9 protein-coding genes are annotated in these 14,801 nt (G+C 45.2%); 5 read left to right on the top strand and 4 right to left on the bottom strand.

What is annotated here, in order from left to right:
• Positions 1 to 118 precede the first annotated feature (118 nt).
• The 3 genes from uvrA (at position 119) to DW251_RS10900 (ending at position 4,987) form a co-directional block, all read left to right on the top strand.
• Positions 119 to 2,947, top strand: coding sequence for an excinuclease ABC subunit UvrA (gene uvrA, locus DW251_RS10910; protein ID WP_118301113.1), 2,829 nt, complete (start codon positions 119 to 121; stop codon positions 2,945 to 2,947).
• 188 nt (positions 2,948 to 3,135) lie between these two features.
• Positions 3,136 to 3,561, top strand: a complete 426-nt coding sequence (locus DW251_RS10905) for a MarR family transcriptional regulator (protein WP_021870643.1) — start codon at positions 3,136 to 3,138, stop codon at positions 3,559 to 3,561.
• A gap of 79 nt (positions 3,562 to 3,640) precedes the next feature.
• Positions 3,641 to 4,987: an MATE family efflux transporter gene (locus DW251_RS10900; RefSeq protein WP_021870642.1), complete on the top strand. Its 1,347-nt coding sequence runs from the start codon at positions 3,641 to 3,643 to the stop codon at positions 4,985 to 4,987.
• A gap of 57 nt (positions 4,988 to 5,044) precedes the next feature.
• Here DW251_RS10900 and DW251_RS10895 read toward each other — a convergent pair whose 3' ends face one another.
• The 3 genes from DW251_RS10895 to DW251_RS10885 are packed head-to-tail and all read right to left on the bottom strand — an operon-like array spanning position 5,045 to position 9,052.
• Entirely contained in the window at positions 5,045 to 6,688 is a 1,644-nt protein-coding gene (locus tag DW251_RS10895; RefSeq protein WP_118301111.1) for an ABC transporter ATP-binding protein, read from the bottom strand.
• A 2-nt stretch (positions 6,689 to 6,690) separates the two neighbouring features.
• Complete coding sequence (locus DW251_RS10890; RefSeq protein ID WP_118301109.1) at positions 6,691 to 8,472, bottom strand: ABC transporter ATP-binding protein; 1,782 nt, start codon at positions 8,470 to 8,472, stop codon at positions 6,691 to 6,693.
• On the bottom strand, positions 8,465 to 9,052 hold the full coding sequence (locus DW251_RS10885) for a MarR family transcriptional regulator (RefSeq protein WP_021870639.1): 588 nt from the start codon (positions 9,050 to 9,052) through the stop codon (positions 8,465 to 8,467). The genes DW251_RS10890 and DW251_RS10885 overlap by 8 nt, the downstream gene beginning before the upstream one ends.
• Positions 9,053 to 9,522: 470 nt before the next feature.
• Between DW251_RS10885 and DW251_RS10880 the strand changes: the two genes are divergently transcribed.
• Positions 9,523 to 10,041, top strand: a complete 519-nt coding sequence (locus DW251_RS10880) for a TRAP transporter small permease (RefSeq protein WP_118301107.1) — start codon at positions 9,523 to 9,525, stop codon at positions 10,039 to 10,041.
• Positions 10,042 to 13,404: a TRAP transporter large permease subunit gene (locus DW251_RS10875; RefSeq protein WP_118301105.1), complete on the top strand. Its 3,363-nt coding sequence runs from the start codon at positions 10,042 to 10,044 to the stop codon at positions 13,402 to 13,404.
• A 118-nt stretch (positions 13,405 to 13,522) separates the two neighbouring features.
• Here the strand turns inward: DW251_RS10875 and DW251_RS10870 are convergent, their stop codons facing one another.
• Entirely contained in the window at positions 13,523 to 14,605 is a 1,083-nt protein-coding gene (locus tag DW251_RS10870) for an acyltransferase family protein (protein WP_021870636.1), read from the bottom strand.
• Between the last annotated feature and the right edge of the window lie 196 nt (positions 14,606 to 14,801).

Genomic DNA, 14,801 nt, shown 5'->3' with positions numbered 1-14,801 from the left:
ATACTAAAAAGCGCAGGGAGAAATTTTCCCTGCGCTTTTCAGCATTATATTGCCTGGAAAAACCAGGCATAGAAGTGAGTAAATATTTTCAGGAAACAGCAGAAAAAGGAGTTACACCATGCCAAAGCAGTATATAAAAATACGCGGCGCAAATGAACATAATCTTAAAAATATATCCGTAGATATCCCAAGGAATGAACTGGTGGTTCTTACCGGACTTTCCGGTTCCGGCAAGTCATCTCTGGCGTTTGATACGATCTATGCAGAAGGTCAGAGACGCTATATGGAGTCTCTGTCTTCCTATGCAAGACAGTTCTTAGGACAGATGGAAAAGCCGGAAGTAGAAAGCATCGAAGGCCTTTCTCCAGCCATTTCCATTGACCAGAAATCCACCAACCGAAATCCACGTTCTACAGTGGGAACCGTGACAGAGATCTATGACTATATGCGTCTTCTCTATGCCCGCATCGGTATCCCCCACTGTCCAAAGTGTGGAAGGGAGATCCATAAACAGACCATTGATCAGATGGTAGACCAGATCATGGCTATGCCGGAGCGGACCAAGATCCAGCTGTTGGCACCTGTAGTCCGTGGAAGAAAGGGCGAACACGTAAAAGTGCTGGAGCAGGCCAGAAAAAGCGGCTATATGCGTGTGCGCATTGACGGAAATCTGTACGAACTTTCCGAAGAGATCAAATTAGAGAAAAATATTAAGCACAATATTGATATTATTGTAGACCGTCTGGTTGTAAAAGAGGGGATTGAAAATCGTCTGACTGACTCTATTGAGACGGTTATGTCCTTAAGCAACGGCCTGATGACTGTAGATGTGATCGGCGGGGAACCGGTGAATTTCAGTCAGAGTTTTTCCTGCCCGGACTGTGGTATCAGTATTGACGAGGTAGAGCCCCGAAGCTTCTCCTTTAATAACCCATTTGGAGCATGCCCGGAGTGCTTCGGTTTAGGCTATAAGATGGAATTTGACGAGGATCTGATGATCCCGGATAAATCCCTTTCCATTTCCCAGGGTGCCATTGTGGTTATGGGATGGCAGTCCTGTACGGACAAAGGAAGCTTTACCAGGGCTATCTTAGACGCACTGGCAGAGGAATATCATTTCAGCCTGGATACTCCATTTCAGGATTATCCAAAGGAGATCCACGATATTATCATCTATGGTACCGGCGGTCATGAAGTAAAAGTCCGCTATAAGAGCCAGAGAGGTGAAGGCATCTACGATGTAGCATTTGAGGGCCTGATCGAAAATGTAAACCGCCGCTATAAAGAGACTTTTTCAGAAGCTTCCAAGGCAGAATATGAAACCTATATGCGGATCACCCCATGTCCGGCCTGCAAGGGACAGCGACTGAAAAAGGAGTCTCTGGCAGTTACAGTAGGCGGTCTGAATATTTACCAGGCTACTAATATGTCCATTGTGAAATTTAAGGAATTTATGGATGGGCTGACGCTGACACCTATGCAGCAGACCATTGGTGCCTCTATTTTAAAGGAGATTAAAGCACGTATCAGTTTCCTTATTGATGTGGGACTGGATTATCTTTCCCTTTCCCGTGCTACAGGCACACTTTCCGGCGGCGAAGCCCAGAGAATCCGTCTGGCTACCCAGATCGGATCCGGTCTGGTGGGAGTAGCCTATATCCTGGATGAGCCAAGTATAGGACTTCACCAGAGAGATAATGATAAATTGTTAAAAACTTTATTGCATCTGCGTGACCTGGGAAACAGCGTTCTGGTAGTAGAACATGACGAAGATACCATGCGTGCAGCAGACTGCATTGTGGATATCGGACCTGGAGCCGGGGAACATGGTGGACAGATCGTTGCAGTGGGAACTGCAGAAGAGATCATGAAAAACCCGGAGTCAATAACCGGTGCCTATCTCAGCGGCCGTCTGCAGATTCCGGTTCCTGATCAGCGCAGAACTCCAACGGGCTGGATCACGGTGCGGGGAGCAGAAGAGAATAACCTGAAAAAGATCGATGTTTCCTTCCCGTTAGGCGTGATGACCTGTGTGACCGGTGTATCCGGTTCCGGTAAAAGTTCTCTTGTAAACGAGATCTTATATAAAGCCCTCGCAAAGAAGTTAAACCGCGCAAGGACCATTCCTGGAAAGCATAAATGCATTGAAGGAGTAGAGCAGTTAGATAAGATTATAGCTATTGACCAGTCCCCGATCGGACGTACCCCACGTTCCAATCCGGCTACCTATACCGGTGTATTTGACCTGATCCGGGACCTGTTTGCCTCTACAGCAGATGCAAAAGCAAAGGGCTACAACAAGGGCAGATTTAGTTTCAATGTAAAAGGTGGTCGCTGTGAAGCCTGCTCCGGCGATGGTATCATCAAGATCGAGATGCACTTCCTTCCGGATGTATACGTGCCCTGTGAAGTCTGCGGCGGAAAGCGCTATAACCGTGAGACACTGGAGGTAAAATACAAAGGAAAGAGCATCTATGATGTCCTGGATATGACAGTAGAAGATGCGTTGAAATTCTTTGAAAATGTGCCCTCCATTACCAGAAAGATCCAGACCTTATATGATGTAGGTCTTGGTTATGTCCGTCTGGGACAGCCATCTACCGAACTTTCCGGTGGTGAAGCCCAGCGTATCAAACTTGCTACCGAACTTTCCAAGCGCAGTACCGGAAAGACCATTTATATCCTGGATGAACCTACTACAGGCCTTCATTTTGCCGATGTCCACAAGCTGATCGAGATCCTTCGCCGCCTGTCCGACGGTGGAAATACCGTTGTTGTCATTGAACACAACCTGGATGTGATCAAAACAGCAGACTATATCATCGATATCGGTCCTGAAGGCGGCGACAAGGGAGGAACTGTCATTGCCAAAGGAACTCCCGAAGAAGTGGCAGAAAGCCCGGTTTCCTATACAGGAAAATATGTGAAGAAATATCTGGAACAGTGATTAATAGGAGATTCCGCCTGTTAGCACAGGCGTAGGATCATAAATGTGCGGTATTTATAAGTAATAAACGACAACATATTTCAGAAGTCAGAGATATAACAGCAGTAAATAATCCTTGACTTCTGAAATTTTTTTATCTAAAATACTTAGGAACCGAACTAATTACAAAAACACAGGAGTACAGTCATATGGAAACAGGAAAAGTCATTAACCGTATATCTAACCGTCTGCGCCGCAGATCTGCAGCTTTACAGGAAACACTGGGAATGAGCGGGGCGCAGGGGAATATTTTAAATTTTATTTTAGTGGAAGGACAGAAACATTCTATTTATCAGAAAGATATAGAAAAAGAATTTGGTCTCCGTCCATCTACGGCTACAGAAGTATTAAAGGCCCTGGAAAAGAAAGAACTGATCTGCCGTGTCAGTGAAAAGCAGGATGCCCGTTTAAAACGGATCGAATTTACGTCCAAGGCCGAAGAAATCCGTCATCTGATCGCTGCTGAAATAGGCGAGTCGGAAAGCATTTTATTAAAAGGTATTACAGAAGAGGAAAGACAGATCTTTATTGAAATCGGAGAGCGTATGCTTAAAAATCTGGATGAAGCAAATTAATAACGAAAGTTCCCCGTAGATAACAGACAGATATATACATCTGAGGGGAAAAGGAAATACAGAAAGGAAGAAGATCAAAATGGAACATTCAAAAGAAACGGGTACAGACCAGGAACTGATGCGTTCTATGAAGGTGTCAAAAGCAGTAGCCGCCATGGCGATCCCAAGTGTGATCAGCAGTCTGGTTACAGTCGTTTATAACATGGCAGATACCTTTTTCGTAGGACAGACAGGAGATGCACTTCAGGTAGCGGCAGTCAGTCTGACAAACCCTATTTTCATTCTCCTTATGGCTTTTGCCAATATGTTTGGAATGGGCGGAAGCGCCGTGGCATCCATGGCAATGGGAGAGGGAAAACCCAAAAAAGTAAAGAACACTACCGCATTTATCACCTATGCCAGTTTAGCAGTAGGCATCATAATTGCAGTTATTTTATTTGCATTTATGTCCCCCATCTTACATATTTTTGGCGCAAATACAGAAACCTATGAATACGCTAAAGGTTACATCCATTACATTGCCTGGGGCGCTCCCTTTATCATCTGGTCTGCGGCAGCCAGCTTTGTAGTCCGGGCAGAAGGTGCCAGTAAAGAAGCTATGATCGGAAGCATGGTGGGAACCATTGCAAATATTGTATTAGACCCCCTGTTTATCTCTGGTCTGCATATGGGAGCTGCCGGTGCGGCTATTGCAACTACCATCGGAAATATCCTGGCAAGTCTGTACTTTGTATGGTATTTCTTAAAGAGATCCGGTCAGCTGTCCATTCTTCCAAAAGACTTTACTTTAGGAGAAAATATCCCGCAGAGAGTCTGCACTACCGGCTTCCCAACTGCTATCTTTTCTGTTCTCATGAGCGTTTCCACCATTGTAGTCAACCAGATTTTGGTAAAATATGGAAATGCACCGGTGGCAGCCATCGGTATTGTTTTTAAAGCCAATATGTTCATTACTTTCCTGCAAATGGGACTGGCAAACGGAGTACAGCCATTGTTGGGTTACAGCTATGGAGCTGGAAATATCAGCCGCTTCCGGGAAGTAGAACGCTTTACGAAGATCTGCTGCCTGATAGCCGGAGTTGCGGCCACACTGCTGTATTTTGTGGGAAAAGAGCCTATTATCCGCATGTTCATCAGTGATGATGAGGTGGTTTATTATGGGGTAAAGATGCTGATTGCATACATGCTTTCCGGTCCTGTGATCGGCATGCTTTTTGTAAATATGAACTGTATGCAGTCTGTAAATTACGCATTGCCTGCAACCATCCTTTCCGTTATGCGTCAGGGCGTCCTCCTGATCCCGCTGCTTTACATCCTGCAGCTGATCGCAGGATTAGAAGGCGTGATATACGGTCAGGCAATTACAGACTATATCGCGGTGGTCCTTTCAACGGTATTTTGGAGAAATATAAGAAAAAAGCTGTAGGATTTGCCAGAGTGACCTGGATCATTCTACAGCTGAAAAATGAAATCCCAGCGGGCGTCAGATCGCAATCTGCCGTCCGCCATTTTTTTCATATAACCGGTGACTGATGGAAAGCACGGTACGTCCGTTTCCGGCTCGGTTTAAAGCAGAAAGAACGGTCTGTTCTGTGTCTGCGTCAAGATTTGCCGTGATCTCATCTAATAAAAGGATGCGGGGGTTGGTTGCAACAGCCCTGGCAATGGAAAGCAGCTGCCATTGTCCCTGGGAGAAAAGACCTGGTTTGCAGGGAGTGTTGTAGCCTTCCGGGAAACTGCGTATAACTTCATCCAGTCCTGTAAGACCTGCGGCAGTCTGGGCCTGTTCCAATGTGATATCCGGGTCAAACAAGGTGATCTGGTCCAGGATCGTTCCGGGAACCATGGAAAAATTCTGTTCTACACAGCTGATGATCTTTCGTCTCTGGTTTTCAGAGAGTGCATCGGCAGGCTGTCCGTTAATAAGAACGTTTCCTTTCTGAGGTGTATAAAGTCCTAAAAGCAGTTTAAAAATAGTACTTTTTCCGGCACCGGTACGTCCGGTCAAAGTAACCTGTTCCCCTTCTTTTACAGAAAAACTGAGGGACTGTAGAATATCCGGGTCACTTTCCTCATAACGGAAGGTTACATTCTGAAGTTCTACCGGGCATGCAGCCGGATCCGGTCTGGAAGTGTTTGTTTCCCTAGCTTTGGTACGTTCCGGAAGCTGCAAAAATTCATTGATCCTGTGTACTCCGGCAGCAGCAGACTGAATGGTCTGTATTTCCATACCAATACTTTCAAGAGGTGTAAATACCTGGGTAATATAGGAAATAACAGCGGCAGCAGTACCGGCAGACATTCCGAAAAACAGCTGGACTTCCCCATTTCCAAAAGCAGATAAGATCATAACAATGGCGATGGTAATTGAATTGGAAATAAGGATGACCGGTGAATAAATAGCATCATAAAAATTTGTTTTATCAATTGCCTTATAGCTGTCTTCCAGAAATTTACTGTATTTTTCTTCCATATACATTTCTTTGTGAAGATTGTGAATGGTGCGGATACAGCGCAGTGTCTCCGGTACATGACCAGAGGCTTTTGCAATGGCAGCACGGTTACTTAACTGGGATGCAAGCATACGTTTTTGTACATGACGGGTGTAGAAAAATACAACGGGGAGCACAAACAGAAGCAGGATGGCCAGACCGCGGTTTTTCGTAAAGATCACAAAGAAAATACCGCAAAGCTGGCAGGCGTCTGCAAACATGCTGATGATACCGGAAGTGAAAAGTTCCTCTACTGTATCCACATCACCTACAAAACGGGAAGCAATGGCTCCTGAGTCATGGGAAACAAAAGAGTCTGCAGGCAGAAGGCTGATCTTCTGGCATAAAACAGTGCGCAGTCCATGCGTAATGCGCTGCCCGAAGATCGTCAAAAGGCTTTCACGCAAAGAGGTGGCAGCATTTGTTAATAAAAGCAGTCCAAAATAGGACAGAGCCAGAGCAAAAGGAAAGGCCTGGCCGGCTGTAAGATAGTCAATGGCTTTTGCCAGTACCAGTGGCGGGAGAAGAGCAAAGACTGCAGATCCCAACACAGCAGCAAATAAAGTTACGCACATTCCCTTATTCTGTTTTACAGTGCGTAAAATAACCTTAAGGACAGAATGTTCTGTTTTCATAGTCAGCAGATCCCCCTTTCAATCGCACTTTCTGTTGGTTTTACAACGGAATGGTCAGTTTGAAGCTGATATAATTCTCTGTAAGCACTATTTTCTTCCAACAGTTTTTCATGGGAAGAAAATTCTGCTGTTCCATTATCCATCCAGATCACGCCGTCTGTTTCCGAGAACAGATACAGGCGGTGGGAGATGAGAAAGATAATGCTGTCCGGTACCATTTGACGCAGGTGTTCAAACACTTCTACTTCTGTTGTCTTGTCTAAGGCGGAAAATGGATCATCTAAGATCAGGATCGGGCGGGGATGGGCCAGTGTACGGGCCAGAGCCAGTCGCTTCTGCTGTCCGCCGGAAAGACGGAGGCCCGTTTCACCGGTTACTGTATCTTCACCCTGAGGCATATGACGTACCTCATCTTCCAGGCATACAGCCTCTAAGTATTTCCACAGATCCTTTTGATCCCCAAGTAAAACATTATTTTTAATGGTATCACTTAACAGATCCGGTTCATGTCCTAAGTATCCCACCAGAGAATTGCGCACATCTGGTGAAAGGGAAGAAAATTCCTTACCGTTAAAGGTGAGGGAGCCGGTGTAAGGATGCTCGCAGAGGAAGATCCGTCCTAATGTGGATTTTCCGCAGGCAACCGGGCCGGTAATACCAATGATCTCACCGGGAGAAGCCTGGAATGTCAGATCTTTGAAAAGAGGAGCGCTGTTTTCATAGGAAAATCCAAGGAATCTTGCGTTTACCTGTCCAAGGCTGGAAGCTGGCAGAGGTTTGTCTTCTTTTCCTGCTTTCATAAAAGGAAGGATACGCTTCCAGGAAACCTGGGCTTTCTGGATAGCATTAAAAAGCTTGGCTGCATGGGAAGATTTTACAGACAGCCTGGAAAAACAGGAAAGGAAAGCGCTGAAAGCGGCAATATCCCAGGAAGTCCAGCCGGTTCCCATTACATTTTTACTTCCAAAATAAAAGATGAGAAGGACGCCGGTCATGGAAATAAGTTTATAAATAGGAGGCAGGGCCGCTACCGGCAGGTCTGCACGTACAGAGGCTTTTTCGTAATCAGCCAGGTGGGTTTCATAATCTTTATTTCTCTGGGTCTCACAGCCGTAAATACGGTAGGTAATGGCGTTTTGGATGCGGTCTAAGGTTGCGGCATTTAAACGTCCGGCGCTTTCTTTGCAGGCAGCACCTGTTTTCAGGACAACGACTTTCATCCTTTCTGCGATCACATAGGAAACAGGAGGGAAGATAAGGCACAAAAGAGCCAGTTTCCAGTCGTAGGCGAAAAGCATGAAAACATAGGAAAACAGTGCTACACCTGTATCGAAGATCTCAGTTGTAAATTTACGGATCCCTTCGGAACATGCGTCTACGTCGGATAAAGCTTTTGTCATGGCATTTCCGGTATTGACATTTTTCAGATCGCAGGTATCCGTATGGACCAGGTTGTTATAATACGTCTGTTTCATACTGCGGTTGATATTGTTGGCGAAGCGGCGCACATACAGACGTTTGATGAAACGGGAGATCTGAACCGTAAAAATGGCAATAAAATAAGCAGATGCCAGTTTCAGCATATCTGAAAAATGGCTTTGGCCTTTCTGGATAAAAAACAGGCACTGTATCATCTGGCCTTCAAACCAGGGACGGGCCATAAGTCCAAGATTGTAAATAAGACCGGACACTGTGATAACAGCTAAAATTCCCTTTTGCATGGAAAAATAACTGGTGACATGGTCTGGATGTTTGCATATGGGGGGTGCAGATTGTTTACTCATGTGAGAGTTCTCCTTCCTGTGGTTCTTTTTCCGGAGCCTTTTTTGGGGGCAGTTCTTTATTTAGTATTTCTTTATCTGGTATTTTTTGATCGGTCATTTCTTCGCTGGGGATCCGGGAAAGTTTTTCATTGGTCCATGCCGATACATGGGTAAAGTCTGCTCTCCGTTCTTCTTTGGATTTCCAGTAAAGGATATCCAGGATGCGGCAGAATTCCCTGCGGTCTGCTTCTGAGAGATCAGCAATGAGCCAGTCATAAAAAGCGTCTTCAATGTTTGCCTTGGAGTTTTTCAGCTCTTCCGCTTTTTCTGTGGCAAAAAGAAGCTGGCTGCGTTTATCTTCAGGATTTGGTTTTCGTACCAGATAGCCCTTTGCTTCCAGGCTTGCAGCCCGGCGGGCAGCGGCTCCTTTGTCGATCTTTAAGGTTTCACGGATTTCTGCCTGGGTGATTCCCGGTTTGTGGCGGACCAGATGGATAAAGTCAAATTCAGCTGTGCCGATGCCCTCGGCTTTCATGGTCTGGACTGTAAATTTGGCAGCTTCTCTGGCTATTTTTGTTATTTTACGCTGTGTATCATCCATAGATTTAACGATCCTTTCTAAAAAGAAGATGTATATACATCTATATGGTTGATGGTACATCTAAATGTTTGCATTGTCAATACAGGAAGATCTTACAGACCATCTTTAAAAAATAAAAAGCGGTTGACGTTTTTTGAGAATACGTGTACAATAATACGTACATTATTAATAACCTGTTATGAAAATAAAGGCAGGCTTCGATTGACTGAGAGCAAGAGCCACAGGACCTGTATTTTCATAAGATCCGCATAAGCGGCAGCAGCGTATGTTTATACGATACTACAGGTGTTTTACTTTCCGTGAAAAGTGAAAACTTCTGACAGGATCAGTTAATCATCCGTCCCTTAGATCTTAAGGGGCGGATTTTTTATATTCACTGATGCATCATGCAAAAGAATGATATAGAAAAAGCGGAAATAACACAGGATCTTACACAGGTAAAAGCATTACATATTTAGGAGGAGAGCAGTATGAAAGGGTACAAAAAGCTTATGGACTTTGTAGCGCTGGTTGAAAAAGCAGTTCTGGCAGCTACCATGATCCTGATCCTTGTACTGACAGTAGGAAACGTGTTTTCACGTAAAGTGATCCACCAGTCATGGTCTTTTACAGAGGAACTGGTGGTTGCAATTTTTGTTCTGATCACCCTTTTAGGCGCAGCATTGTCTGCAAGAGAGGGAGGTCTGGTAGGTTTAAACCTGGTAACAGAGCGCCTGCCAAAGTCATGTAAAAAGCCAGTGATCATTCTCATCACACTTTTTTCCGTGGCTTTTATGGGAATTTTATTCTATTACGGTATGGACAAGGTATTGGCACAGCTTGCCAACCAGAAACGAACCTTCGTATTAAACTGGCCGGAATGGATCTTCTGGTCCTTCGTCCCTATTGGTTCCGTGTGCATGGTCCTGCACTTTATTGAGTATTGTGTGGATGAATGTGCAAAAACAAACGCAGCAGAAAAGAATGATATGAAAAAGGAGGATAAATAAATGGTAAGTGCAGTTCTTTTTATCACCTTTTTCGTTTTACTGGTTTTAAATGTTCCGATCTCTATCTGCCTGGGACTTTCATCCGCAGCAGCGATTCTGTATTCAGGAACTTCTTTAACCATTGTAGCAACTAACATTTACTCCGGTATCAGCAAATTCCTGCTTCTTGCTATCCCGTTTTTCGTATTATCCGGAAACATTATGGCAAAGGCCGGTATTTCCACCAGACTGATCCGTTTCGTTGACACCTGTGTTGGACACCGCAAAGGCGGCATTGCAAATGTATGTATCATCGTTGCCTGCTTCTTCGGCGCGATCTCCGGTTCCGGTCCTGCAACGGTAGCAGCTTTAGGCGCAGTTCTGATCCCGGCTATGGTAGAAAGAGGCGGCTTCTCCGCTCCATTCTCTACTGCATTAATGGCAACTGCCAGCTCCATTGCCATTGTCATCCCGCCAAGTATCGCCTTCGTTGTGTATGCTTCCATTACCGGCGTTTCCATTGGTGACATGTTCATGGCTGGTATTGTTCCTGGAATTCTCATGGGACTTGCACTGATCGTAGTGGTAATGTTGGAAGTGCGTAAAAACCATGTCGTTCCGTCCAATGTACAGAAGGCATCTGCAAAAGAACGTCTGGACGCATTTAAAGACGCATTCTGGGGATTTTTAATGCCAGTTATCATCCTTGGCGGTATTTACGGCGGTATTTTCACACCTACTGAGGCAGCAGCCGTTTCTGTTGTATATGGCCTTTTTGTAGGTATGGTAATTTATAAAGAAGTAAAATTAAAAGATCTTTGGGATATCCTTATTGACTCTGCAAAGACTACCGGCGGCATCATGCTTATTGTAGCATGTGCGTCCCTGTTCTCCTTTGTATGTACCCGTTTTGGTATCTCTACCGCAGCTTCCCAGCTGCTGGCAAAAGTAGCAGGCAATCAGTTCACTTTCTTGCTGATCTGCAATGTGATCTTCCTGATCGCAGGCTGCTTTATTGACGCAAACTCAGCCATGTACATTTTCATCCCGATCATGCTTCCTGTATGCAAGCAGTTGGGCTACAATGTGATCGCCTTTGGTATTATGGCAACCGTCAACCTGGCAATCGGTCAGGTAACACCGCCAGTTGGTGTCAATCTGTTTGTTGCTATCGGCGTAAAGCTGAAAAATGGTTTACAGGTAACTTTACAGCAGATCTCCCGTGCAGTTGTATCTATGGTAGTGGCAAGTATCGCAGTGCTTTTACTGATCACCTATATCCCGGGAATTTCCACTTTCCTTCCAGCAGCATTAGGAAGTGCGGCAGCGGTTGAAAATGGAACGACCACAGGCGGTGACAGCGGTACCACAGCAACTGATAATGACGATTTTAATACCATTGAAGATTACAGTGATCTGGATTGGCCGGAAATGACATGGAACTTTACCTGCTCTACCACAGAGACCAGTACCTGGGCCCAGGCCGGGCGTAAGTTTGGTGAATTAATGGAACAGGCAACTGGCGGCAAGATCAAAGTAGAAGTATATGCAGCGGACCAGCTGACCGGTGGCAACCAGTCCGAAGGTATCCAGGCACTGATGAACGGCGACCCGGTACAGATTTCCATGCACAGCAACCTGATCTACTCAGCATTTGACCCACGTTTTAACGTAGTTTCACTGCCATATCTGTTTGACTCTGTAGAAGCAGCGGATGCTGTTTTAGACGGACCTGCAGGAGAAGAACTGGTAAGTATCCTGGAAAGCTATGACCTGCATTGTATGGGAATGGCAGAAAATGGTTTCCGCCAGCTGACCAACAGCGTTCACCCGGTACATTCTGTAGAAGATATGAAAAACCTGAAGCTGCGTGTAGCAGGCTCCAACCTTTTAATGAAGTGTTATGAACTTTGGGGCGCAGATGCCACCAATATGAACTGGTCTGAGACCTACACTGCTCTTCAGCAGAAGACAGTAGACGGACAGGAAAACCCACTTCCAGCGATCGACGCAGCCAGCGTACAGGAAGTACAGAAGTATGTATCTCTCTGGAATGCAAATTATGACTGCCTGTTTTTCTGTATCAATCAGGGCATTTATGACAGTCTGACCCAGGAGCAGCAGAAGGTAGTTGACGAAGCAGGCCGCAAGGCAGTTGCTTATGAGCGTGAGATCAACCGCGCCGGTGACGAGGAGATCTTAGAACGCTGGCAGTCAAAGAATGGCGTAGAAGTTGTAAAATACGAGGATCTGGATGTAGAGTCCTTTAAGAATGCAGCAGAGCCTGTAACCGAGTGGTTCATCAATGAGTTAAAGAACCAGGGATATGAAGATGCAGAAGACCTGGTACACATTTTCACCGATAATGCAGCAAAAGCAGCAGGCGCAGAAAGCACCGGAAGCACATCTGCATACCAGGTAGAAGACCACAGTGACTTAAACTGGCCGGAAATGACCTGGAATTTCACCTGCTCTACCACAGAAACCAGTACCTGGGCCCAGGCCGGACGTAAATTCGGCGAGTTAATGGATCAGGCAACCGGCGGAAAAGTAAAAGTAGAAGTATATGCAGCAGACCAGCTGACCGGCGGTAACCAGTCCGAAGGTATCCAGGCGCTGATGAACGGTGACCCGGTACAGATCTCCATGCACAGCAACCTGATCTATTCTGCATTTGATCCACGTTTTAACGTAGTTTCATTGCCATATCTTTTCGACTCTGTAGAAGATGCAGACGCAAAACTGGACGGGGAAGCAGGACAGAAAATGGATGAGATCTTATCTTCCTATGGCTTACATTGTATGGGAATGGCAGAAAATGGCTTCCGCCAGCTGACCAACAGTGTCCGTCCGGTACATTCTGTAGAAGATATGAAGAATTTGAAGCTGCGAGTAGCAGGTTCTAACCTTCTGATGAAGTGCTATGAGCTTTGGGGCGCAGATGCCACCAATATGAACTGGTCCGAGACATACACCGCTCTTCAGCAGGGAACCGTAGATGGCCAGGAAAACCCGCTTCCAGCAATCGATGCAGCCAGTGTACAGGAAGTACAGAAATATGTATCTCTCTGGAATGCAAACTATGACTGTCTGTTCTTCTGCATTAATCAGGATATCTATGACAGTTTAACTCCTGAGCAGCAGGCAGTAGTAGATGAGTGCGGAAAATTAGCTGTTCAGTATGAGCGTGAGATCAACCGTGCCGGAGATGACGAGATCTTATCCAGGTGGCAGTCCAAGAATGGCGTAGAAGTGGTTGATAATGATGAACTGGATATCGACTCCTTTAAGGCAATCGTAGAACCTGTAACCGAATGGTATATCGGCGAACTGCAGAGACAGGGATATGATGATGCAGAAGAGCTGGTAGCAGCATTTAAGTAAGTAGAATTAAGTAAATAAAGTCAGGAAAAGGCTGATGCAGAAGAGATAGGATCTTTTTTGCATCAGCCTTAATTGTTGCCAGGCATATCGAGGAGACGCCAGTGGCGCATCCGCTGATCTAAATGAGTGCCCTCAGCCATTTGCCATGCTTCCTGTGGGACAGAAATGATATAAGCAATGTAAACAGGAACATGGAGACCAGAACGGAAAGCATAATGTTTGTTTTAGTCATAGGAAGTGGATTATAATGAATGGTCCAGGTAAACAAATGGATGAAATAGTAATGGGAGAAATAGATCCATTCACTTTGTTCCCGTAAAAAAAGGAAAAATCTGGAACCAGTTCCGGTAAGGTTTAATGCCAGTTCTGTAAGGCAGACGACGGCAGGTGCTGCTGATAATACCATATTGGCATTGGAGCAGAGGGAAACTTCTATGTACATTACACTTAGAAAGAAAAGGCTTCCCAAAGCGGCCGGTACAGGTGACAGATGCCGTTCCCTCTTTGCAGACCAGGCACCAAGAGCTACATAAAAGCTTCCATAAAAAACGCCGTTTCGCATAGTCATGAACCGGGGCGTGTACCACCGGACAAAAGCTTGAAGTATTGCCTGAAGTGTTTCAGGCGTATGCTCTAAAAGAACACGGTTGTCACAGATACATCCCAAAATAAAAAGGATCCCTGTAAAAAGGAGCAGCATCCAGGTTTTGGATTTCGCTCTGTAAAACAGCCAGACGATAAAACTGGCTATGGCCAGAGCTGGCAGGTACCACAGCTGGGTAATGGTAGCTGACATAAAGAAAGAGTGCAGATAAAAAAGGACTGCTTGGGCAATGGTCTCATTTCCCTGGACCCAGTTGTAAATGTCAATAGGCCAGCAGATCATACACCAGAGGATATACAGTTTCAGGATGCGGCATATATAACGCCTGGCAATGGGCCAACTGTTTTTTATATCGGTATCAGTTGTGTTTGTATCATTAGGCAGTTGAGCGGGTATCTTCTGAAACAGAAGAAATCCTGCAATCAGAAAGAAAATGGGAACCGCCAGATTGGACAGCCAGCATCCGATCACCAGACGCCATTTGCTTTCAGCGGGATAATAGATCTGGATCACATGTCTGGCAGCTACCAGAACTGCCATAATAAACTTTAAAAGATCCAGTCCATAGTATTGTTGTTTTTCATTTGTAATCTTCATGGAGATCTCCATTCTACCGTTAAAGGAAGGCGCAAAGTTTCGTATTTGATTATAACATAATTTGTAGGGAAACAAAAAACACAAATCATGTCTGCAAAATAAAATTGTAAAAACCTGAAAAAAGTTGTTGACAAACGGTTGGGGATTTGCTATTATAATCTTCGCGCTTGAGAGAGCAGCAAATGTTTCGAAAGAA

The sequence above is a fragment of the Clostridium sp. AM22-11AC genome (genome assembly GCF_003473545.1).
In the GTDB taxonomy this organism is placed as follows: Bacteria; Bacillota; Clostridia; order Lachnospirales; family Lachnospiraceae; genus Enterocloster.
This window is presented reverse-complemented; position numbering and strand designations above follow the sequence as displayed.